The 22704-nt window shown below is 69.3% G+C and carries 20 protein-coding genes; 7 read left to right on the plus strand and 13 right to left on the minus strand.

What is annotated here, in order from left to right; genetic code table 11:
* Positions 1-185: 185 nt before the first annotated feature.
* The 4 genes from ACL03I_RS24620 to dapE form a co-directional block, all read right to left on the minus strand.
* On the minus strand, positions 186-1955 hold the full coding sequence (locus tag ACL03I_RS24620; protein ID WP_412807044.1) for a long-chain-acyl-CoA synthetase: 1770 nt from the start codon (positions 1953-1955) through the stop codon (positions 186-188).
* 4 nt (positions 1956-1959) lie between these two features.
* Positions 1960-2529, minus strand: a complete 570-nt coding sequence (locus ACL03I_RS24625; protein ID WP_379255965.1) for an LOG family protein — start codon at positions 2527-2529, stop codon at positions 1960-1962.
* Entirely contained in the window at positions 2523-3332 is an 810-nt protein-coding gene (locus tag ACL03I_RS24630) for an LOG family protein (RefSeq protein WP_355080394.1), read from the minus strand. The genes ACL03I_RS24625 and ACL03I_RS24630 overlap by 7 nt, the downstream gene beginning before the upstream one ends.
* 450 nt (positions 3333-3782) lie before the next feature.
* Positions 3783-4886: a succinyl-diaminopimelate desuccinylase gene (gene dapE, locus ACL03I_RS24635; protein ID WP_412807045.1), complete on the minus strand. Its 1104-nt coding sequence runs from the start codon at positions 4884-4886 to the stop codon at positions 3783-3785.
* A 348-nt stretch (positions 4887-5234) separates the two neighbouring features.
* Here dapE and dapD point away from each other — a divergent pair, with 348 nt between their 5' ends.
* Positions 5235-6182 (plus strand): 2,3,4,5-tetrahydropyridine-2,6-dicarboxylate N-succinyltransferase, encoded by a 948-nt coding sequence (dapD, locus tag ACL03I_RS24640; RefSeq protein WP_355080390.1) that lies wholly within the window; start codon positions 5235-5237, stop codon positions 6180-6182.
* 45 nt (positions 6183-6227) lie between these two features.
* Here the strand turns inward: dapD and ACL03I_RS24645 are convergent, their stop codons facing one another.
* Positions 6228-6614, minus strand: a complete 387-nt coding sequence (locus ACL03I_RS24645) for a PPOX class F420-dependent oxidoreductase (protein WP_355080388.1) — start codon at positions 6612-6614, stop codon at positions 6228-6230.
* Positions 6615-6659: 45 nt separating this feature from the next.
* Entirely contained in the window at positions 6660-8078 is a 1419-nt protein-coding gene (locus tag ACL03I_RS24650; RefSeq protein WP_412807046.1) for an acyl-CoA synthetase, read from the minus strand.
* A gap of 137 nt (positions 8079-8215) precedes the next feature.
* On the opposite strand from ACL03I_RS24650, the gene ACL03I_RS24655 reads away from it, so the two are divergent.
* Together ACL03I_RS24655 and ACL03I_RS24660 are read left to right on the plus strand one after the other, a co-directional pair.
* On the plus strand, positions 8216-9067 hold the full coding sequence (locus tag ACL03I_RS24655) for an oxygenase MpaB family protein (protein WP_412807047.1): 852 nt from the start codon (positions 8216-8218) through the stop codon (positions 9065-9067).
* Positions 9068-9178: 111 nt separating this feature from the next.
* Positions 9179-9898: a hypothetical protein gene (locus ACL03I_RS24660; protein WP_412807048.1), complete on the plus strand. Its 720-nt coding sequence runs from the start codon at positions 9179-9181 to the stop codon at positions 9896-9898.
* A 2-nt stretch (positions 9899-9900) separates the two neighbouring features.
* On the opposite strand, the gene ACL03I_RS24665 is transcribed toward ACL03I_RS24660, so the two are convergent.
* Positions 9901-10533 carry a TetR/AcrR family transcriptional regulator gene (locus ACL03I_RS24665; protein ID WP_379255972.1) on the minus strand — a complete coding sequence of 211 codons (633 nt, stop codon included), beginning with the start codon at positions 10531-10533 and terminating at the stop codon, positions 9901-9903.
* Positions 10534-10701: 168 nt separating this feature from the next.
* Between ACL03I_RS24665 and ACL03I_RS24670 the strand changes: the two genes are divergently transcribed.
* Complete coding sequence (locus ACL03I_RS24670; protein WP_379255974.1) at positions 10702-11565, plus strand: oxygenase MpaB family protein; 864 nt, start codon at positions 10702-10704, stop codon at positions 11563-11565.
* Here the strand turns inward: ACL03I_RS24670 and pruA are convergent, their stop codons facing one another.
* The 4 genes from pruA to ACL03I_RS24690 all read right to left on the minus strand — a co-directional run bounded on the left by pruA (position 11566) and on the right by ACL03I_RS24690 (position 17682).
* The gene (gene pruA / locus ACL03I_RS24675) at positions 11566-13200 is read right to left on the minus strand and encodes an L-glutamate gamma-semialdehyde dehydrogenase (protein WP_412807049.1); all 1635 of its coding nucleotides are present in this window, start codon (positions 13198-13200) and stop codon (positions 11566-11568) included. It lies immediately after the preceding gene.
* Positions 13201-13317: 117 nt separating this feature from the next.
* Positions 13318-14439 (minus strand): succinyldiaminopimelate transaminase, encoded by a 1122-nt coding sequence (dapC, locus tag ACL03I_RS24680; RefSeq protein ID WP_412807050.1) that lies wholly within the window; start codon positions 14437-14439, stop codon positions 13318-13320.
* On the minus strand, positions 14436-14759 hold the full coding sequence (gene fdxA, locus ACL03I_RS24685) for a ferredoxin (RefSeq protein WP_014987978.1): 324 nt from the start codon (positions 14757-14759) through the stop codon (positions 14436-14438). Before fdxA ends, dapC begins: the two co-directional genes overlap by 4 nt.
* A 307-nt stretch (positions 14760-15066) precedes the next feature.
* A complete protein-coding gene (locus tag ACL03I_RS24690) occupies positions 15067-17682 on the minus strand; it encodes a bifunctional FO biosynthesis protein CofGH (protein WP_355080373.1) in 2616 nt (871 codons plus the stop codon).
* A gap of 427 nt (positions 17683-18109) precedes the next feature.
* On the opposite strand from ACL03I_RS24690, the gene ACL03I_RS24695 reads away from it, so the two are divergent.
* The 3 genes from ACL03I_RS24695 to ACL03I_RS24705 are packed head-to-tail and all read left to right on the plus strand — an operon-like array spanning position 18110 to position 22101.
* The gene (locus ACL03I_RS24695) at positions 18110-18607 is read left to right on the plus strand and encodes a PH domain-containing protein (protein WP_355080371.1); all 498 of its coding nucleotides are present in this window, start codon (positions 18110-18112) and stop codon (positions 18605-18607) included.
* Positions 18604-20208, plus strand: a complete 1605-nt coding sequence (locus tag ACL03I_RS24700) for a PH domain-containing protein (protein WP_412807051.1) — start codon at positions 18604-18606, stop codon at positions 20206-20208. The genes ACL03I_RS24695 and ACL03I_RS24700 overlap by 4 nt, the downstream gene beginning before the upstream one ends.
* 60 nt (positions 20209-20268) lie before the next feature.
* Positions 20269-22101 carry an APC family permease gene (locus tag ACL03I_RS24705; RefSeq protein ID WP_412807105.1) on the plus strand — a complete coding sequence of 611 codons (1833 nt, stop codon included), beginning with the start codon at positions 20269-20271 and terminating at the stop codon, positions 22099-22101.
* 1 nt (position 22102) lies between these two features.
* Here ACL03I_RS24705 and ACL03I_RS24710 read toward each other — a convergent pair whose 3' ends face one another.
* Positions 22103-22540, minus strand: coding sequence for a hypothetical protein (locus ACL03I_RS24710; RefSeq protein ID WP_355080365.1), 438 nt, complete (start codon positions 22538-22540; stop codon positions 22103-22105).
* Positions 22537-22695, minus strand: a complete 159-nt coding sequence (locus ACL03I_RS24715; protein WP_169332723.1) for a hypothetical protein — start codon at positions 22693-22695, stop codon at positions 22537-22539. The genes ACL03I_RS24710 and ACL03I_RS24715 overlap by 4 nt, the downstream gene beginning before the upstream one ends.
* Positions 22696-22704 lie beyond the last annotated feature (9 nt).

Raw genomic sequence — 22704 nt, forward strand, 5'->3', positions numbered from 1 at the left:
GACAGGGATCGCGGACAGGTCGTGTCGCCGGGGCTTGGGCGTACCCCACGAGTGACCCGTGTGCTCACGAAACCAGTGGTCTCCTAATTCTCAGACCGTACCAGTCGAGTGCCACAAGATCAGCCAGCAGTCCTCTGGCGGAGGTGGGGGAACCACCGCCACCAGCTCTTTTCCGCAGATGGCCGTCAGTTCTTCGGGGCGCGGCCCGCGGCTACGTCGGCGGCGTAATCGGCGTAGGCGGGGATGTATCCCTCGGTGCGGCCCGCGAGCACGTACAGCGTGCTGTCGGGATCGTCGGCGTAGCCCTGCTTGCGCAGGTCCACCTTGCGGCTCTTGAACGTCGAAGTCTGTTCCAGCTCGTGCACGATGCGAATGAACAGCGGCACGGCGTAACCCGGCAATTGGTCGTAGGCCAGCTTCGCCACCGCCGCACCGTCGAATTCCGCGCCCGGATGCAGCGTCACCGCGGCCATTCCCGCCTTGCCGTCGGTTCCGGGGATGTCCACGCCGTAGACCACCGCCTGCTCGATCGACTCCGCCTTGCTCAGCGCGCCCTCCACTTCGGTGGTCGCCACGTTCTCCCCCTTCCAGCGGAACGTGTCGCCGAGCCGGTCCACGAACGCGATGTGGTGCCAGCCCTGGTCGCGCACCAGGTCGCCGGTGTCGAACCAGACGTCCCCGGATTCGAAGCCGTCGCGCACCAGCTTGGCCTCGGAGGCGGCCTTGTCGGTGTAACCATCGAACGGGGAGCGGTCGGTGACCTTGGCCAACAGCAGGCCGACGCCACCGGTGCCGACCCGGCGCAGGCGGCCGTTCTTGTCGCGCTTCGCCTTTCCGGTCTCCTCGTCGTACTCCACGACGGCATACGGCAGCGGACCGAAACCCGCCGTCCGGTCCACGCCGAATGCGTTGACGAAGGCGATGTTCGCCTCGCTCGCACCGTAGAACTCCACGATGCGCTCGATGCCGAACCGGGACTTGAACTCGTCCCACAATTCCGGACGCAATCCGTTGCCGACGGCGAGCCGGATCAGGTGCTGCCGGTCGGTCGGCTCGGCCGGCTGGTTGATCAGGTAGCGGCACAGTTCGCCGATGTAGATGAACGCCGTGGCCTGTTCGCGAATGACCTCGTTCCAGAACCGGGACGCGGAGAAACTCCGGCCGAGGGCGAACGTGCCGCCCGCGGCCAGGACCGCGGACAACGCGACCGTGAGCGCGTTGTTGTGGTACAGCGGCAGGCAGCAGTACAGGGTGTCGTTGCCGCGCAAGCGGATTCCCAGGCCACCGAGTCCGCCCATGCTCTTGGTCCAGCGCAGGTGGGTCATCACGCTGGCCTTCGGCAGTCCGGTGGTGCCGGAGGTGAAGATGAGGAACGCCCGCTCGCGCGCGGTGACCTCCGCACAGCTCGGCGGGTCGCCGTCGTCGGCGTCGCGGGCCGCGTCGCGGAGTTCGTCGGCCGCGAGCACGTTGGCGGGCGGTTCGGGCAGCGAGTCGATCGCCTCGGCACACTCCGCGCCCACCACGTTCAGCACGCTGTCGAGCAGGCCGAGGCTGTGCGCCAGCACCTGGTCGCGCTGATGATGGTTGAGCAATCCGACGGTGGCCCCGAGCTTGACCGTCGCCAGCACGACGAACAGGGTTTCCGGCCGGTTGGTCATCAGCACGCCCACCACGTCGCCGCGCCGCACCCCGCGCGCGGCGAGCACGCTCGCGTACCGGTTCACCTCCGCGTTGGCCTCGCCGTAGGTGTAGCTCGCGCCCTCGAACCGCAGGAACAAGCGGTCCGGATGCCGGTGGGCGTTGCGCTGGAAATACAGCCCGACCGACGACTTGGATTCCGGCGTCACGAGCATGTTCAACGCGTTGCGGAGCATGCCGGGCGCGTCAAGCGCCATCGCGGGGAGATGCCGGGCGAGGTCGACCAAACTCACCGTCGAGCGGGCATCGGTGCTCACGTCTTCAGCTCTCCTCACGGGGTAGGCGCGCCTCCAACGCCGCGAAAGCGGACGGGAGATCGGTCACCACGGTAATCCGGGACAACGCTGTCTGGGGCACGAACTTCCGCTCGTACAACTCGTCCAGCCAGGAGAACAACCCGCGGAAGAATCCATTGGGATCCAGCACAACAACGGGTTTCTCGTGCTGTCCCAGATATCCGCCGGTCCAGGTTTCGAAGAACTCCTCGAGTGTGCCGATGCCGCCGGGCAGGGTGAGGAAGGCGTCGGCGCGGTCCTCCATCACCTGCTTGCGCTGGCGCATGGTGTCGGTGACGACCAGTTCGTCGGCGTCGACGTCGGCGACCTCCCGGTGCACCAGGTGCTTGGGGATCACACCGATGGTGTTCGCGCCGCCGGCGCGCGCCGCGGTGGCGATCGCGCCCATCATCGAGACGTGACCGCCGCCGGACACCAGTTGCCAACCGCGCCGGGCGATCTCGGTGCCCACCCGGGCGGCCAGCGAAAGATAGTCCTGGTCGGTCGTGCTCGCCGAACAGTAGACACAGACGGCGAAAGGCCGCTCGCTCACCACTGATCCTCCGTCCCGATCGCGTCCTCGGCGCCGCCCGCTATCGCGGCCGCCTGAATGATGTTCACGACCTCCTCGACGCTGTCGGTCACGTGCAGCAGTCCGAGGTCGCCCGGAGAGATCTTGCCGGACCCGCCCAGCGAATCGCGCAACCAATCGACCAGCCCGGACCAATACCTGGTGCCGAACAGGATGATCGGGAACCGGGTGATCTTGTGGGTCTGCACGAGCGTCAGCGCCTCGAACAACTCGTCGAGCGTGCCGAAGCCGCCGGGCAGGCAGATGAACGCCTGCGAGTACTTCACGAACATCGTCTTGCGGACGAAGAAGTACCGGAAATTGATGCCCAGGTCGACCCAGTCGTTGAGGCTCTGCTCGAACGGCAGCTCGATGCCGAGACCGATGGAGTAGCCGCCCGCCTCGCATGCTCCTCGGTTGGCCGCCTCCATCGCGCCGGGACCGCCGCCGGTGATCACCGCGAAACCCGCCCGCGCCAGCGCGGCGCCGATGGCGAGTCCGGCCTGGTACTCCGGGTGGTCGGCGGAGGTGCGCGCCGAACCGAAGACCGTCACCGCTCGGGGCACCTCGGCGAGAGCGCCGAAGCCCTCGACGAACTCGGCCTGGATGCGCAGCACGCGCCACGGATCGGTGTGCACCCAGTCCGTGTCGCCGCGCTTGTCCAGCAGATTCCGGTCGGCGGTGCTGACGCCGTCGGCACGGTCGCGGCGGAACATGATCGGCCCGCGGAACTTCGGTCTCGACTTCGGTTCGGGGGCGACCTCACGGTCCGCGGCGTCGGTGGACATGCGTTCCACGCTACCGCCCGGCAAGAGGGACTCACGGGCCGGACGAGAGAAGTCGTCCGACGTTCAGCCGGACGCAGGCAGGGCGAGACACCATCGCAATCTCGGCGCTCGAGGCGCACGTCACCGTGCGAATCAGGCGGGCGGCGAGTCGGAGTCGGGCACCCGCGATCGCGGCCATCAGCGGGAATCGGGCCGCGTGGCCGGGTCGGCAGCAGCCGAACCTCCAGCCGCGCCGCTGCGCGCCCGAAGCCATCCAGGTGCACTCGGACGGGCTCGCCGGACCTCTTCGACCTCTGATCGACGCCGTCGCGGAGATCGCCACGAACGAGATCACGCGGACGGACGGGCGCGGGAAGTTCGTGCCCGGTCGATCACGCGCGCGGCGGCAGTACGGCGGTCGCGACGATCCCGGGCCGGATGCGGCGGCACCCGCGGGTCCGCACCCGCCGTTCAGTCCGGAGTGCCGCTCAGGTAGCCGCGCAGCATGGCGGTGACCGCGCTGATCTGGTCGACGGGAACGTGTTCGTCGCGCTTGTGCGCGAGGTTTGGATCGCCCGGACCGAAGTTGACGGCGGGGATGCCGCGGGCCGCGAAACGCGAGACGTCGGTCCAGCCGTACTTCGCGCGCACACCGCCGCCGCCGTGGCGCTGTACCGACGCGATCAGGTCCTTGGCCGCCGGAGCCGTCAGCCCCGGCAGCGCGCCCGGCGCCGAGTCGGTCACTTCGAAGGACAACTCGAGCCCGGCGAAGACCTCGCGCACGTGCTCGACGGCCTGGTCGACGGTGCGGTCGGGCGCGAAACGGAAGTTGACGTCCAGTTCGGCGGCGTCCGGCACCACGTTGCCCGCCACGCCGCCGGCGACCCGGACCGCGGACAGTCCCTCGCGATAGACGCAGCCGTCGATGTCCACTTCCCGGGCGCGGTAGTCGGCGAGCCGCTGCAAGACCGGGGCCAAGCGGTGAATCGCGTTGTCCCCCAGCCATGCTCGCGCCGAGTGCGCGCGCACGCCCGAGGCGCTCAGCCGCACGCGCAGCGTGCCCTGGCAACCGGCCTCGATCCAGCCGCCGGACGGTTCGCCGAGCACCGCGAGGTCGCCGCTGAGCCAGTCGGGCAGGTCGCGTTCGATGTGCCCGAGGCCGTTGAACTCGGCGGCGATCTCCTCGCCGTCGTAGAAGATCAGGGTCAGGTCGTGCACCGGATCGGCGACGGTGGCGGCCAGATGCAGGAAGACCGCGTCGCCGGATTTCATGTCCACCGAGCCACAGCCGTAGAAGACCTGTTCGCCTGTCGGGCCCACCGCGAACCGGCCGGGCACGTTGTCGGCGATCGGCACGGTGTCCAAGTGCCCGGCCAGGATCACCCGGGTCGGCAACCCGCGGTGGGTGCGTGCCAGCACCACGTTCCCGTGCCGGAGGATCTCGAAGCCCGTCGTCTGCTCCACCAGTGCCCGCTCCACCGCGTCGGTGATGGCGGCCTCGTCGCGCGAGACGCTCGGGATGTCGACGAGGGCGGCGGTCAGTGTGATCGGGTCCGCATGCAGGTCGATGGTCACGCGCTTCACCCTACGACCGGTCACCCGCGAGGCCCGCCGGTACCGGTCGGTGTGCCGCCGCATCGTCCGGGACCGTCATCGTGCGCCGGCATCTCGCCGGAGTCGTCCAGGCGATGGTGCGGTCATTCTCGGCCCAGACACTGTTCGGCGTGCGACAGTGCGGCCACCGTCGCGCGTATCTCCGGTCGGCGCAGTGGTCTCGTTGATCGGGCGATCGAGCGTCGGCGCGACTGCTGACCAGGGCACTCGGCCGACCGGTCCTGGAGCTGGACGCGTATCGAGCCTGGTGATCGCGGGTCTCCGGAGCAGCCGCACCATTGCCGGTCGCGGGTCGGTAACCTCTAGGCCGTGAGTATCCAGGGAGCAGCAGCAATCGGTATCGCCAACGTGACCGCGGACGGGACCGTGCTGGACACGTGGTACCCGAACCCGCAGCTGGGCGAGTTCGCCGAGACCGGCAGCAAGCGGCTGGACGAGGCGCCCGCGGAGTACGCGGCTCTGCTCGGCTTCGACGACGCCCGCGGGGTCGACGTGATCGCGGTGCACACCACGATCGCCGACCTGTCCGCCGCCCCGGTGGACGCGCACGACGTCTACCTGCGCCTGCACCTGCTCTCGCACCGCCTGGTCAAGCCGCACGAGGTGAGCCTGGACGGCCAGTTCGGCCTGCTCACCAACGTGGTGTGGACCAACCACGGCCCCGCCGCGGTGGATGGCTTCGAGGCCACCCGCGCCAAGCTGCGCGCCCGCGGCCCCGTCACGGTGTACAGCGTGGACAAGTTCCCGCGCATGGTCGACTACGTGCTGCCCTCCGGCGTCCGCATCGGCGACGCCGACCGGGTCCGCCTCGGCGCGCACCTGGCCTCCGGCACCACCGTCATGCACGAGGGCTTCGTGAACTTCAACGCGGGCACCCTCGGCGCGTCCATGATCGAGGGCCGCGTCTCCGCGGGCGTCGTGGTCGGCGACGGCTCCGACATCGGCGGCGGCGCGTCCACCATGGGCACCCTCTCCGGCGGCGGCACCACGGTCATCTCCATCGGCGAACGGTCCCTGCTCGGCGCGAACTCCGGGCTCGGCATCCCCCTCGGCAACGACTGCGTCCTGGAGGCCGGCCTCTACCTCACCGCGGGCACGAAGGTCACCACACCCGACGGCACTCTGGTCAAGGCCGCCGAACTCGCAGGCCGCGACAACCTCCTCTTCCGCCGCAACTCCACCACCGGCGCCGTCGAAGTAGTCCCCCGCAAGGGCACCGGCATCGAACTCAACGCCGACCTCCACGCCAACGACTGAACGTTCCGCGAGTGGCACATGGTTGTGCCACTCGCGAAGTTCGGATCAGGCCGAAGGCGCTTCCGAGAGCCCGAAGGCGATGACTCGGTGGGGATGGATGCGGATCATTTCGCGGGAGACGCCGGGGATGTACGGGTCGACGTCGGTGAGTGCTTCGGCGGTGCCGCGGATCTCGAGGCAGCGGACGCGCCACGGTTGGACCGACGCGACGTCGTCGACGACGAAGGCGACGTGGTCGTTGGTGGCGAGGTTGCGGAATTTCCACGAGTCGCCCATGTTCCAGCCCGCGATGTCGATGGTGCCCAGGTCGGCGTTGTAGCGGAAGCCGACGGGGTTGTTCTGCGGGGTGCCGTCGGGCCGGACGGTGGCCAGCCGGCCCAGCCGCTGGGTGTGCAGGTAGTCGATGTGTTCGGTGGTCAGAGTCGCAGTCATGCGCCGACCGTAGAACCTCTACCTAACTCGAGGTCAACCCCGCGGTCAGCCCAGCTTCTTCTTCTGCACCTTGCCCATGGCGTTGCGCGGCAGCGCGTCGACCACGCGGATCTCGCGCGGGCGTTTGTGCACCGAAAGTTCTTCGGCCACATGGTCGATCAACTCACGCTCGGTCGCGGCGCCGCGCAGCACGACGAAGGCGGTGATGCGCTGGCCGAGATCGTCGTCGGGCAGGCCGACCACCGCGGCTTCCGCGACCGCGGGGTGACCGAGCAGCACCGTCTCGACCTCGCCCGCGCCGACCCGGTAACCACCGGACTTGATCAGATCCACCGATTCCCGGCCGACGATGCGATGAAAGCCTTCCGGGTCGATGGCGGCGACGTCGCCGGTCCGGAACCACCCGTCCTCGGTCCAGGTCCGCGCGGTCGCCTCCGGGCGATTCAGGTAACCGTCGAAGAGCATCGGTCCGGACACTTCCAAGCCCCCGATGCTCTCGCCGTCATGCGGCACCGGAGCACCGGACTCGTCCCGGATCCGGGTGCGCACACCGCGCACCGGCAACCCGACCCAGCCCGGCCTGCGCTCACCATCGGCCCGGGTGGACAGTGTGATCATGGTTTCGCTCATGCCGTAGCGCTCGACCGGCGCGTGCCCGGTCAACTCGCGCAATCGCTCGAAGACCGGCACCGGCAGCGGCGCGCTACCGGAAACCAGCAGCCGCGCGTCGGCCAATTGCTTCGCCGCGTCGGGGTCGTCGACCACACGCGACCACACGGTGGGCACGCCGAAGTACAGCGAACCCTTGGCCGCCGCGTACGCCTGTGGCGTCGGCTTACCGGTGTGGATCAACGGACTGCCCACCCGCAGCGGACCGAGCAGGCCGAGGATCAGCCCGTGCACATGGAACAACGGAAGCCCGTGCACCAGCGTGTCACTCGCGGTCCAAGCCCATGCCTCGGCCAGGGCGTCCAGACCCGCGGCGATCGCGCCGCGACTGAGTAGCACGCCTTTGGGCAGGCCGGTGGTTCCCGAGGTGTACAGCACGAAAGCCGTGGTGGCCGGGTCGGGTTCGGGGTAGGTGTGCCATGACCTGGCGTGCCGCCGCACCGGCACCACGGGTAGGTCGGCGTCCTCCGGCGCTTTCCCCAGCCACGCCTGAGCGCTCGAATCGGCGAGGATGTGCGCCCGTTCCGCGGTTCCGGAGTCCGGGGGCACCGGAACCACCGTGACGCCCGCGATCAGGCAGCCGACCACCGCGAGCACGGTTTCCACGGTCGGCTCGGCGAACACCGCCACTCGTTCCGCGCGCGCGACGCGTTCGGCCACCGAAGTGGCGGCGCCCAGCAGATCGCTGCGGGAGAGGGTGGCGCCGTCGATGGTGACGGCGTCGGGGATGTCCGCTCCGCCTGCGACGGCGAGCGGGTTCAGGGAGCTGAGCAGCAGCGGCGGACCGAACGGCATTCGCTCACGCTACTTCGCCGGATCAGCGGCGGTGTCGCGGCATCCCGCGCCGACCGGCGTCGAATGTGACGGTTGACACTCCCGCTGACGTGGTGAGAACGTTGGTGCATAGCTTTCTCGGCACTGCGAGGTCGACGATGACGAGGCCACTTTCCGCGACGCATCGTCCCGAATCGCCGGACTCCTTCGACATCGGGCGACACCTCGACGGCGTGGCCGGCCTGTTCGGCGGCGTCGCGAACGTCATCATGCAGCTGAGCGCCCCTCCGGTCGGTTACGGCGTGCTGGAGAGCACCGTCGACAGCGGAAACGTCATGTTGCATCCGGTCAAACGGCTGCGCACCACGTTGACCTACCTTTCCGTAGCGATGCTCGGCACCGACGAGGAACGCGCCGCCTACCGAGAAGCGATCAACGTCTCGCATCGCCCGGTCCACTCCACCGACTCGAGCCCGGTGCACTACAACGCCTTCGATCCCACCTTGCAACTCTGGGTCGCGGCCTGCCTGCATTGGGGAGCGCGGGATCTGTACGAGCGCATGCACGGCCCGATGGACGAAGCGACGGCCGACGCGTTCTACCGTCTCGGCGCCAGGCTCGGCACCACCCTCCAGATGCCCGCAGCGATGTGGCCTCCCGACCGCCGCGCCTTCGCCGAGTACTGGAGCGCGAATCTCGCGGCGACCAGCATCGATCCGACGGTCCGTGCCTACTTCGACGACCTCATCGACCTACGCATGCTGCCGCGACCCGCGCAGCTGGCTTTCGGGCGCCTGCACCGCTTCTTCGTGACCGGATTGCTGCCCCGGCACCTGCGCGACGAGATGGGTATGACCTGGACCGACCGCGACGAACGCGTACTCGGCCACCTTCTGCGCGCCGTCGGGGCCGCCGAATCCCGGCTACCGCGAACGATCCGCGCTTTCCCGCTGAACGCCTATCTCCTGGATATGCGCATCCGGCGTCGACTCGGCCTTCGTCTCGTCTGAGCCAACCCTCGTTTCATTCCAGTTACTGGTGGGCAATCGCATCTCGTATTGCTGATCGTGCCTGCACAGCGCCGTCCGACGCGACGTGACGCCACCAGCCAGGAGGAAACGATGGGCTACCGAACGACGTTGACCGCGCTGATCGCCTGCGGGTTCCTGGCGCTGGCCGCGCCGGTCGCCCGTGCCGATGAATCCGCCGAAACGGAAGTGGCCGCGGTGCCGCCGCGCACGGCGATCTCCGTACGCACCTCGGTCGGCATCGGCTGGGGAACACCGAACGAACACGAGTCGCGCTCCAGCCTGTCGCTCTCCAAGCTCTTCCTGGCCGACTACGCCCTGCGCCACGGCGACGGCTCGGCCGAGGACCGCATGCTGGGCGAGCAAATGATCCGCTACTCAGACGATGGAGCCGCGACCGTGATGGAGGCCAAGTATCCACAGGCCATCGCGGCCATCGCCGCCGAATACGGCCTCGCCCAGACGGTGCCAGGACCCAGTTGGGGCGCGGGGGCGACCAGCACGGCGAACGTGTCCGACTTCCTCGCCACCAAATTGCGCACCGATCCCGGATCACCGATCTTCGGATGGATGGCCGGAGCGGGATCGACGGCCCGAGACGGCACCGAGCAGAACTGGGGCACGGCACGATGGCCCTTCGTCCAGGGCAGCAAATGGGGCTGGTCGGATTTCGGCGAGCCGGAGGTCGCCTCGACGTCCTACGGCCCCGGTTTCGCGGTGACCGCGCACACCCACGGCACCGCGGCCGAGCAGACCGCGGATGTCATGGCCGCGCTCGGGGCGATGCTCTTCGGCCTTCCGCAGCACCGCTGAAGTCAGCGCACCCGGAAGGACACCACGACGTGGTCGCGGGCGAACTGCCGGATCGATGCGTCGTCGCCGAGCGGGATCACGGTCTGCGGGGTCAGCGCCAGTGACAGCGCGGTGCGAGCGATCATCTCGGCCAGCGGCTCCGGATCGTATTCCGGCAACTTGCCTTCCCGCTGCAACCGCGTGACGAACTCGGCCAGGTAATCCCGGCCGAGTTCGATGACCGGCGCGCCCTGGGTGGTGAGGTACGGCAGCACGAGTTCGGGCTCGGTGGCCAGCAGCCGGTGGATCAGCTGGTTTCCTCGTAGGCCGTTGATGAACGCGGCGAAAAGTTCGACGATCTGGTCCTCGGCGCTCGCGTCGCGATCGACCTGACGCTGGAGCGCGGCGTCGACCTCCTGGATGAAGTCGCGCGTCTGCCGCAGTCCGACGGCCCGGATCAGATCGGATTTGCTCGCGAAGCGGCGGTAGAGCGTGGCCAGCGACAATCCGCCGCGACGCGCCACTTCCACCATGCTGGTGCGCTTGATACCGAAGTCGAGGAACGCCAGCAGCGCCGCGTCCAGTACCCGCGCCTGGTTGCGATCCTCCGGGGCGGCGCTGCGCACCAGCGGCAGCAGCCTGGTCAGCCTGGCCATACCTCAACCCTATCCGCGACAGCGACACGATGACACTTTCAGCATTGCACACCATCACCGCCTACCCGCGGCGATTGACAGCTCACCGAGTCGATGAGAAAGTTAGGGCATTATCTTCTCATCGACCGATTCTCTGGGATCGGGCGGACACGAAAGACGAGGTCGACGATGACCGCGCCGCTGCGCACCGCCGAGCACGAACCGGATCCGAGCCAGACCCTCACCCCCGAGACGGTCGCGCAGTACGTCGACGGCGTCGCCGCGTTCCTCGGCGGCGCGGCGAACGTCATCATGCAGTTGAGCCTGCGCCCGGTCGGCCGCGGCGTGCTGGAGAGCACCGTCGACAGCGGCAAGGTCACACTGCACCCGATCAAGCGGCTGCGCACCACCCTCACCTACATCGCCGTGGCGCTGCTCGGGTCGGATGACGAACGCGACGCCTACCGGGAGGCCGTCAACGTATCGCACCGGTCGGTGCGCTCCACCGCCGCGAGCCCGGTCAAGTACAACGCCTTCGACCCGAATCTCCAGCTGTGGGTCGCCGCGTGCCTGTACTGGGGCATCGATGACCTCTACACGCGGATGCACGGCCCGATGGACGACGCGACCGCCGACGCCTTCTACACCTACGCCGCCCGCCTGGGCACCACCCTGCAGATGCGGCCGGAGATGTGGCCGGTGAATCGCACGGAGTTCCAGCGGTACTGGGACGAGAACCTGAAGCAGCGCGGCATCGAGCCGGAGCTTCGGGACTACTTCAACGGTCTGATCGACCTGAAGATGATGCCGCGACCGGTGCAGGTGGTCTTCGCCGGATTGCAGCGCTTTATCGTCACCGGCTTGCTTCCGCAGCACCTGCGCGACGAGATGGGCATGACCTGGACCGACCGCGACCAGCGGCGGTTGGACCGGCTGCTGCGGATCCTCGGAGCCGTGCACGGTCGGCTGCCCGCGGCGGCACGCATGTTCCCGCTCAACGCCTATCTGTTCGACCTGCGCAGGCGCCTGCGGCAGGGAAAGCCGCTGGTCTGATCACCTCTCCATGTGCGGGTAGCGGAAGTCGACGGGCGGCACGAAGGTCTCCTTGATCGTCCGCGGCGCGACCCAGCGCAGCAGGTTCAACGGCGAGCCCGCCTTGTCGTCGGTGCCGGAGGCGCGTGCGCCGCCGAACGGCTGCTGCCCCACCACCGCACCCGTGGGCTTGTCGTTGACGTAGAAGTTGCCCGCCGCGAAACGCAGTGCGGCGTCGGCCTCTTCGATCGCGTACCGGTCCTGCGCGAACACCGCTCCGGTCAGCGCGTAAGGCGCAGCCGACTCGACTTCGGCGAGTATCGCACTGTAGGAGCCGGGTTCGGCGTCGTCGTAGACGTACACCGAAAGGATCGGGCCGAAGTACTCGGTGGCGAACGATTCGTCGTGCGGATTGTCGGTCAGGAATACGGTCGGCCGGACGAACCAGCCTTCGCTGTCGTCGTAGGTTCCGCCGACCGGGATGGTGACGCCCGCGTCCGCGGCGCGCCGGATGGCCGCCGCATTCTTGTCGTACGCGCGCCGATCGATCAGCGCTCCACCGAAATTCGACAGATCCGCGACGTCGCCGTAGCTCAGCCGGTCGGCGTCGTGCAGGAACTCGTCGCCCATCGCGCGCCAGACCGACCGCGCGATGTAGGCACGTGAGGCCGCCGAGCACTTCTGACCCTGATACTCGTAGGCGCCGCGAATCAGGGCGGTGCGCAGCGCGCCGGGGTCGGCCGAGGAGTGCGCGACGATGAAGTCCTTGCCGCCGGTCTCCCCCACCAGGCGCGGATAGCCCTGATACCGACCGATATTCGCGCCCACTTGCTGCCAGAGGTACTGGAACGTCTCGGTGGAACCGGTGAAATGGATACCGGCCAGCCGCGGATCGGCCAAGGCCACCTCCGACAGTTGCACCCCGTCGCCGGTGACCATGTTGATCACGCCGGGCGGCAAGCCCGCCGCCTCCAGCAGCCGCATCGTGTGGAACGCCGACAACGTCTGCGTCGGCGACGGCTTCCACACCACCGTGTTGCCCATCAGCGCGGGCGCGGTCGGCAGATTCCCGGCGATGGCGGTGAAGTTGAACGGTGTGATGGCGTAGACGAACCCTTCCAGCGGCCGATAGTCCATCCGGTTCCACACCCCGGCGCTGGAGCCGGGCTGTTGCTCCAAGATCTGCCGCGCGAACGCGACGTTGAACCGCCAGAAGTCGACCAGCTCGCACGGCGCATCGATCTCGGCTTGCTGGGCCGACTTCGACTGCCCGAGCATGGTGGCCGCGGCGATCGTCTCCCGCCACGGCCCGGCCAGCAGGTCCGCGGCGCGCAGCAGCACCGCGGCGCGCTCCTCGAACGGCAGCGCCCGCCACCCCGGGGCGGCGGCCATCGCGGCGTCGATGGCTCCGTGCGCTTCCGAATGGGTGGTGTCGGTGTAGGTCCCCAGCACGTGCCGATGCCGATGCGGTGTGACGATGTCGTGCCGTTCGCCGAGGCCGGGTCGATGCTTGCCGCCGATGACCAGCGGCACGTCGACGGGTTCCGCGGACAGCTCGGCCAGCTTGCCGAGGAGTAACTCCCGTTCGGGGCTTCCCTGCGCGTAGGAGTGCACCGGCTCGTTGCCGGGCGTGGGGACAACCGTGACAGCGTCCATACCTCAGGCTAGCTCGCCGGGCAGGGCGAGCGCGGGCGCCGACACGCCTCGCTGTGCCCGTTGCGCGACCGCGGCCTCGAGCGATGGCCGCGCCCGCGCGCAGCGACGACGAAGGTGTCAGCCCGCGGCGAGCCGTTCGGCCGCCGCCGCGATCCGCTCGTCGGTCGCGGTCAGCGCGATCCGCACGTGCTCGCTCGCGCCGGGGCCGTAGAAGTCGCCGGGCGCGGCGAGGATGCCGCGATCGGCCAGCCATTCCAACGTGGTCCGGCACGGCTCACCACGCGTCGACCACAGATACAGGCCGGCCTCGGAGTCATCGATCCGGAAACCCGCGGCCTCCAGAGCCTTTCGCAACACGTCGCGCCGGGCGCGGTACCGCTCGCGCTGGCGCGCCTCGTGCGCGTCGTCGCTGAGCGCGGCGGTCATCGCGGCCTGGATCGGCAACGGCACCATCATGCCCGCGTGCTTGCGCACTTCGAGCAGTTCCGCGACCAGCTCCGGGTCGCCCGTCACGAATCCGGCGCGATAGCTGGCCAGGTTGGAGGTCTTGGACAACGAATGCACGGCCAGCAGGTTGGTGTGGTCGCCGTCGCATACCTCGGGGTCGAGCAAGGAGACGCCGCGACCCTCCCAGGTCAGTCCCAGGTAGCACTCGTCGGAGGCGACGATCACGCCGCGCTCCCGCGCGAAGGCGACCACCTTGCGCAGATGTTCGACGCCGAGTATCCGGCCGGTCGGGTTGGACGGCGAGTTCACGTAGATCAGCGCGGGCGTCTGCGGACCGAGCCGGGTCAGTCCGTCCGCGCGCAGCACCTGCGCGCCCGCCAGCAGCGCGCCGACCTCGTAGGTGGGGTAGGCGACCTCGGGGATGACGACCAGGTCGCCCGAGCCGAGCCCGAGCAGCCGGGGCAGCCCCGCGATCAGTTCTTTGGTGCCGATCGCGGGCAGCACCGCCGCTGGCTCGAGTCCGGTGATCCCGTAGCGCCGCTTCAGCGCGTCGACCGCGGCCGCGCGGAGCTCGGGGGTGCCATGCGTGGTCGGGTAACCGGGGACCGCCGCGACGGAGTTCAGCGCCGTCCGGATCAGCGGGTCGACCGGGTCGACCGGAGTGCCGACGGACAGGTCGACGATCCCGCCGGGGTGGGCGGCCGCCTTCACCTTCACCGAAGCGATGGTGTCCCAGGGGAAATCGGGCAGCAGACTGCTGACCCGGCCACGCGGTGACACGTCAGGTCTCACTCACTCGCCATCGGGGGCAGTTCCTTGATGAACGGCGGGTCGTAGTCGACCTTGCCGACCTTGGTCGCGCCGCCGGGCGAGCCCAGCTCGTCGAAGAAATCGACGTTGGCGTTGACGTATCCGCTCCACTGGTCCGGGGTGTCGTCTTCGTAGAAGATCGCCTCCACCGGGCACACCGGCTCACATGCACCACAGTCCACGCATTCGTCGGGATGGATGTACAGCATGCGACCACCCTCGTAGATGCAGTCCACGGGGCATTCCTCGATGCATGCCTTGTCCTTCACGTCAACGCACGGTTCAGCGATGATGTACGGCACTGCCGCTCTCCTAGTCTGTCCTCGCCTGCGGGATAGTCCGCCCGGCGAAACCCTATCCCGGCAACCACACGTTACTACTGGTCAGCCTGCCCTAACTTCGGGGATCGCGCACGCCGACGCGAGGCCCGATTCGACTCCGCCACCCGAGGTACGCGCTGGGGGCCGCGTTGTGGGAGGTAGCGCCGGAGCGTGCCACGGCGGGTCCGGTATTGCGCCGGTCCCGGCTGCCCGCGGCCGACCGGAAATCCGATCGCACCGCGGGCTGGAACCTATCGCCGTCGCCGCGCCGCCCGGCGCAGCTCCCTCGTCAGTCGACCAATACCGCCTGAAGCCCCGGAGCGGCCGACAACCGCTTGTGCTTCGGGACGCCGTAGGTCGTCGTCCGTTCCCGGGCCGGTCGTCCGATGCCGGAGGCGATCTCCACCAACTCGGCGACCGTCTTGGCCGAGCCGTGCTGCGAGCCCGCCATCCGGGAGATGGTCTCCTCCATCAACGTGCCGCCCAGATCGTTGGCGCCACTGTTGAGCATCACCCGCGTTCCGGTGGTGCCCAGCTTGACCCAGCTGGTCTGGATGTTGTGGATCCGGCCGTGCAGCATGATCCTGGCCAGGGCGTGCGCGGCGCGGTTGTCCCGGTTGGTCGGCCCGGGCCGCGCGGCGCCCGCCAAGTACAGCGGCGCGCTCTGGTGCACGAACGGCAGCAGCACGAACTCGGTGAAACCGCCGGTCTCGTCCTGGATTCCACGCAGCACCCGCAGATGCCCGACCCAGTGCTTCGGGTTGTCCACGTGGCCGTACATCATGGTCGAACTGGACCGGATGCCCACCTGGTGCGCCGTGGTGATCACCTCGATCCACGCCGAGGTGGGCAGTTTGCCCTTGGTGAGCACCCAGCGCACCTCGTCGTCCAGGATCTCCGCGGCGGTGCCTGGGATGGTGTCCAGGCCCGCCTCCTTCAGGGCGACCAGCCACTCCCGGACGCTCTGGCCGCCGCGCGAGGCGCCGTTCACGATCTCCATCGGGCTGAAGGCGTGCACATGCATCGACGGCACCCGCTGCTTGACCGCCCGCACCAGATCCGCGTACCCGGTGACCGGCAGGTCGGGGTCGATGCCGCCCTGCATGCACACCTCGGTGGCGCCGTCGACATGCGCCTCCCAGGCCCGGTCGGCCACCTCGTGCGTGCTCAGGGTGAACGCGTCCGCGTCGCCCTTACGCTGGGCGAACGCGCAGAACCGGCACCCGGTGTAGCAGATGTTGGTGAAGTTGATGTTCCGGTTCACCACGTAGGTGACGTCGTCGCCGACGGTGTCGCGGCGCAGTTGATCGGCCAGCGCGGCGACCGCGTCCAGCTCCGCGCCGTCCGCCGTGGCCAGCGCCAGATACTCGGCGTCGCCGAGCCCGGCCGGATCGCGTTCGGCGGCGCGCAGCGCGGCGAGCACGTCGGAGTCCAGCCGCTGCGGAACGGCGACGGCGAGATCGCGGGCCTGTTCACGAATGGTGTCCCAGTCGCCGAAGGCGCCCACGATGTCCTGCCCGAGGGCAGCGTCGCTGCGGGCCTCGGTGTTGCGGCCCTCGGTGTCGATGGCGGTGTTGAGGTCGACGCGTCCGGCCGACTCCCAGGACTCGTCCGGCTCCTGCCAGGGCAGGCCGACCGGGATCGCGTCCGGATTCGCCAGCCCCGTCACCGGGTCGGTGAGCGCGGCGACGTGCGCGCCGATCCGCGGATCGACCCACGGATTACCCGCTCGCACGTACTTCGGGTGCGCGGAAGTCCGCTCGACCAGCTGATAGCCCGCCGCCTCGGTGATCTCCCGCAACGTGTCCAGGTTCGGCCACGGCCGCTCCGGGTTCACGTGGTCGGGCGTCACCGGCGAGACGCCGCCCCAGTCGTCGATGCCCGCGTCGATCAGCGCGCGGCACTCGGCGTGCGAGACCAGGTTCGGCGGCGCCTGCACCGGCACGTCCGGCCCGAGCAGCACGCGGGTGACCGCGATGGTGGCGAGGAATTCGTCCAGGCCCGCGTCCGGCACGTCCCGCATGGCGGTGTCGTCCTTGGCGCGGAAGTTCTGCACGATGACTTCCTGGATGTGCCCGAAAGCCTTGTGCTGCTTGCGAATCGCCATGATCGACTCGGCCCGCTCCGCCATCGTCTCACCGATGCCGACCAGGATCCCGGTGGTATAGGGCACCGAGAGCCGTCCCGCGTCGGTGATCGCCCGCAGCCGCACGGCCGGGTCCTTGTCGGGGCTGCCGTAATGGCAGTTGCCCTTCTCGGTGAACAACCGGGCCGAGGTGGTCTCCAGCATCATGCCCATGGACTGCGCCACCGGCTTGAGCCGCGCGATCTCCTCCCACGACATCACGCCCGGGTTCAGGTGCGGCAGCAGGCCGGTCTCCTCCAGCACCATGATCGACACGGCGCGCAGGTAGTCCAGCGTGGAGTCGTAGCCGCGCTCGTCGAGCCACTGCGCGGCCTCCGGCCAGCGATCCTCGGGCCGGTCACCCAGCGTGAACAGCGCCTCTTTGCAGCCGAGGGCAGCGCCCCTGCGTGCGATGTCGAGCACCTCGTCGGGTTCGAGGAACATGCCCTTGCCCTCGGCGCGCAACTTGCCGGGCACCGTGACGAAGGTGCAGTAGTGGCACTTGTCCCGGCACAGCCTGGTCAACGGGATGAAGACGTTGCGGGAATAGCTGATCGTCTTCGGACGCCCCGCGGACGCCAGCCCGGCGTCGCGCACCCGCGCGGCGCTGCGACAGAGGTCGGCCAGGTCGTCGCCGGTCGCGTGCAGCAGCACCGCGGCCTCGTCCACGTTCAACGTGACACCGTCGCGGGCCCTGCGCAGCGCCCGGCGCATGGCCGATGGACTGGGCGGCGCGGATGGGACGCTCGGGTTCGGTAGGTCGGTCACGCCCTCGATCATGCGCTACACATCCGGAACTGTCTCCCTCCAGTGCTGGTTGCGACGAAGCGGACGAGTCACGGCTCCGCTCGCCACGGAGCCCACACGGGGACGTGGAGCACCGTTGAGCGTTGACAACTGTGCGGTACCCGAGGCTATTCCGGGGCACCCGCGCCGCGCGGCCCGCGTTCGGTCGTCGAGCGTGGCCTCGGTGAGCGCCGCCGATTCGACCGTTCCGGCACACCAGACCCTCGCAGGTGAGGCCGGGGGCCAACTCCTCGGCGACCGCCCGATGCGCCCGAAACGGTTGTCACACAACGAGGCTCATTCCCGGTAGAAAGCCCTCTGCGACCCTCGCGCTCACCCGTCCGCCGGGTCCGCGCCGTCGCGGTAGGCCGCTCACCATCGACCGCGACGGCGACCGCGTGATCGTGCAACGATTGGCGGCATGTCGCAGCCGCGCACGATCATGGCCGATCCGGCCTGGCGCCCCAGTCCGAAGGCGAAGCTTCTGTGGACTGTGCAGGCCGTCCTGACGTGGGTGATCCCGTTCGCGGCCCTGCTGGTGTGGGCGGTGGTCGACTCCGCGCATCGCGGGTGGCAGCTGGGATTCTTCCTGGTCGCGCTCGTGCCCGCCGCGCTGAACATCGGTGTCGCGCCGTGGTGGCGGTACGCGGTGCACCGCTGGGAGGTCACCGACGATGCGGTCTACACCCGGGTCGGCTGGCTCACCCAGGAGAGCCGGGTCGCGCCGATCTCCCGCGTGCAGACCGTCGACACCGAACGCGGTCCGCTCGAACGCCTGCTCGGATTGGCGACCGTCACCGTGACCACCGCGTCCTCCGCGGGCGCGGTGCAGATCGGCGCGCTCGACCTTCCGGTCGCCGAGGAAACCGTGGCCCGGCTCACCCGGATCGCCGCCCAGCACCGCGGAGACGCGACATGAGCCCCGAGACGACCGGCGCCGAGCAGGACGGGCCGCCCTGGCAGCGGCTGGACAAGCGGATGCTGCTGGTCCATCCGATCACCGAAGTGGTGAAGTTCATCCCGGTGCTGATCGGTTCGGTGATCCTCGGGACCAGCAGCGGCAACCACGTGTGGAGCGTCATCCCGCTCGCGTTGATCGTCGGGTTCGCGCTGACCCGCTGGTTCACCACGACGTATCGGGTCGGGCCCACACACGTGGAATTGCGCACCGGGCTGCTGGAACGCAAGAAACTGTCGGTGCCGCGGTCGCGGATCCGATCGGTGGACATCGAAGCGGACCTGCTGCATCGGGCTCTCGGCCTGGCGGTGCTGGCGATCGGGACCGGCCAGCATGCCGAATCGGGCGAGAAGTTCAAGCTCGACGCCCTGGATGCCCGCGTCGTCCCGCCGTTGCGCGCCGCGCTGCTCGCCCATACGGCGGCCAGGGTGGGTCCGGACGAAGAACGAAAAGAGCCGCAGCAGAACAGCTCCGGTGGTTTCACGGCCCCGCGTACCCGGGCGGGAGAGATCGGGCACTGGAGTCCGGCGTGGGTGCGCTACGCCCCGTTGTCGCTGACCGGGTTCGCGATCATCGCGCCGATCGTCGGCTTCGCGCTGCAATACGGGCTCGGTGAGATCGTTTTCCGGTCCGACGCGGTGCACGACGTGGAAGACGGCGGCGTGCTCGTCCTCGCGCTCGCCGCGGCCGCGCTGCTGGGCGTCATCGTCGTCGTGGTCAGCGCTGCCGCGTGCGCGCACTATCTGACCACCTATTTCGGGTTGCGCGTCCGCGACGACGGCAAGACCTTGCAGCTGCGCCACGGCCTGTTCACCACCCGCCAGATCACCCTCGATCGAGCCCGGCTGCGCGGAGCGACGGTCTCCGAACCGCTGCTGCTGCGCCTTGCGGGCGGCGCCGAACTCGAGGCGATCATGACCGGGCAGAACCCGCGGCAGCGAATCCTTCCGCAGGCCCCGCGTAGCGCCGTGGAGCACACCCTCGGCCATCTGCTCGCCCCAGAGGAAGTGCGAGACAACGAGTTTCCTGTCCAGCCGGAGGCGAGGCCCACCGGTTCGGGCGCGGCGGACGCGCACACCGTCCCGGCGCCGGGCAGCGCCCCGCTGATCGCACACGGTCCGGCCGCACGGCGACGCAGGCATACCCGCGCGCTCGCGCCGGTCGTGCTCATCGCCGCCGCGCTGGTCGTCATCTCCCTTGCTGGACAGCACTATTCGCCGTGGTGGTGGCTACTGCCGGGCCTCACGCTCGCCCTCGCGCTCGCCCTCGCCGAGGACCGCTATCGCGGCCTCGGACACGCGGTACTGCCCCGCACAACCACCAGCCCAACCTGGCTGATCACCCGGTCCGGATCACTCGACCGCGACCGCGACTGCCTCGAGGCCCCCGGCATCATCGGCTGGACAGTGCGTCGAACCTTCTTCCAACGGCGTGCCGGGGTCGCTACGGTCGTCGCGGCCACCGCGGCGGGCAAGAAGCACTACTCCGTGGTCGACCTCCCCGCCGACCGAGCATGGGAACTCATCCAAGCCGTCACACCAGGGCTGCCCGGCACCCGCTGAACCCGCCCCCAGTGTCGCTGATCGGTTGCCGAGCGGCGGCGGAGTTCAATGGACGCTGTGGTGACCAAGACCGAGCCGCACCATACGGAGCCGCGGATCGCCGACCGCCGGGTTCGGCAGATGCAGCGAGCGGACAAGTTCCGTTTGACCGCGGTGGGCGGGCTCGCCGCGCTCTCCCTGGACGCGTTGTCCAGCGTGGCCTACGGACCAGAGGCGATCGTGCTGGTGCTGGTCGCGGCGGGCGCGGCGGCCGTCTCCTGGACGCTGCCGGTTGCCTGCGCGATCGCCGCGCTGTTGCTGGTACTGGTGCTCTCCTACCGGCAAGTGATCGCCGTGCACCCGGACGGCGGCGGCGCGTACGCGGTCGCCAAGAAGCAGCTCGGCAGGCCCGCCGCGCTGCTCGCGGCCGCCAGCCTGGTCGTGGACTACGTGCTGACCGTCGCGGTGAGCCTCGCCGCCGGCGCGGCCAGCCTGGCCAGCGCCTTTCCCGCCCTGGCCCACGAACTGCTACCGATGACGCTGATCGGCCTCGCGGCGCTGACCGTGATCAACCTGATCGGAGTGGCGGAATCCGCGCGGGTGCTGATGGGGCCGACGATCCTGTTCGTCGTCCTGATCGGCGGTGTGATCGTTGTCGGGCTGCTTCGGCCGGAGCCGGTCGCGATGATCGGCGGCGACCCGGGTCCGATCGAGCCGGTCGAGGCGCTCGGAATCGTCCTGCTGCTCAAGGCCTTCGCGGCGGGATGCTCGTCGCTGACCGGTGTGGAAGCGATCGCCAACGCCGTGCCCGCTTTCCGCACCCCCGCGGTGCGCCGCGCGCAGCACACCGAGGTGGCGCTGGGCATCCTGCTCGGCGCGATGCTGCTCGGCCTGGCCGTGCTGATCCGCGAGCACCACGTCACGCCGCGCCCGGATGTGACCATCTTGGCCCAGCTGGCGGCGGCCGCGTTCGGCACCGGCTGGCTGTTCTACCTCACCAATCTCGCGGTCACCGCGGTGCTGCTGCTCGCGGCGAACACCAGTTTCGGCGGGCTCCCGGTGCTGCTGGCGCTGCTGGCCAAGGACCACAGGGCGCCGTCGCTGTTCGCGCTGCGGTCGGAGCGTCCGGTCTTCCGGTACGGGGTCACGGCACTCGCCTTGCTGGCCGGGCTGGTGCTGCTGGCGGTCGACGCCGAAACCCACCGGCTGCTGCCGGTTTTCGCGATCGGCGTCTTCATCGGGTTCACCATCAGCCAGACCGGTCTGGTGCTGCACTGGTGGCGAGTGCGCGACCGCGGGTGGTTGCCGCGCGCACTGCTGAACGGATTCGGCGCGACGCTCACCGCCGTCGCGGGCGTCGTCTTGCTCGCGGAGAAGTTCACCGAGGGCGCGTGGCTGCTGCTGCTCATCATTCCCGCGCTGGTTGGCCTCTTCTTCCGGATCGAGAACTACTACGCCGGCGTCGCGCGTCAGCTGCGACTGCGTGAAATCCCGCCGCCGCCGAGACCCGCGCCGGAGGCCAAGGAGTTGGTGGTCGTCCCGGTGGTCACCATGAGCGAGGTGACCTATCGCGCCTTGGAAGCCGCGCTGCGCATGCGGGGCGAGATCGTCGCGGTGGCCGCGGACATCGATCCGGCCACGACCAAACGGCTCAGCGCCCAATGGAAGGAGTGGGATCCCGGTGTGCCGCTCGCGGTGCTCCCCTGCCCGCATCGCAGCCTGGTGTCGACGCTCGTCGGCTACGTCCGCAAGCAGACCGCCGCCGGGCTGGGTGTCACCGTGCTGCTGGCGCATGTCGAAGCCCGGCACTGGTGGCAACGCCCGCTGCACAATCCGCGCGGACCGGTGCTCACAGCCGCGCTGCGCGTTCGCACCGAGGCCGTGATCGCGACCCTGGCGGTCCGGCTCGCGTGAGTCAGCGGCGGCCGAAGACGTGCGCGTTCGCCTGGATGTAGAGGTAGGCCAGCGGCGGCAGCAGCCCGGCGAACAGCAACAGCGCCGTCCGCCAATCACTGCCGAGCAGAATGTCACCGCCGGGCCCGGCGCTCGCGCAGACCAGGAAGCCGAACGCCCATGCGACCAGCGGAAGGCCCAGCAGCGCGGGACGCCGGGTCACTGTTCGCGCACCCGCGACGAGCAGCACGTTCACCACTCCCGCCACCGCGGCGGAGACCGGGAAAACGACCGAGCCCAGATAGGTCGGCAGGTAGAGCACCTCGAGCGCAAGGGTGAGCAGAGCGTCCACGATCAGGATCGCGAGGATCACCGAGCCGAGGAGGCCTACGGGGATACGGGTGGCGCCGGATGCCACGGGAGCGCGATCGCCTGCGTGGTCGTCGATCTTCGTCGTCACGGCACCGGCGGGTAGCCGAGGAGGGTCAACAAGTGGCTCTGCATGTCGGCGAACGCGTACAGCACCGTCATATACAGGTCGTGCTGCTCCTGCCAGTGCGGCCGCATGCTGTCGACGAACGCCGCGATCGCGTTCTGGACCTCCCAGTTGTACATACTGCCGAG

The organism is Nocardia sichangensis (genome assembly GCF_047200615.1).
GTDB lineage: Bacteria > Actinomycetota > Actinomycetes > Mycobacteriales > Mycobacteriaceae > Nocardia > Nocardia sichangensis.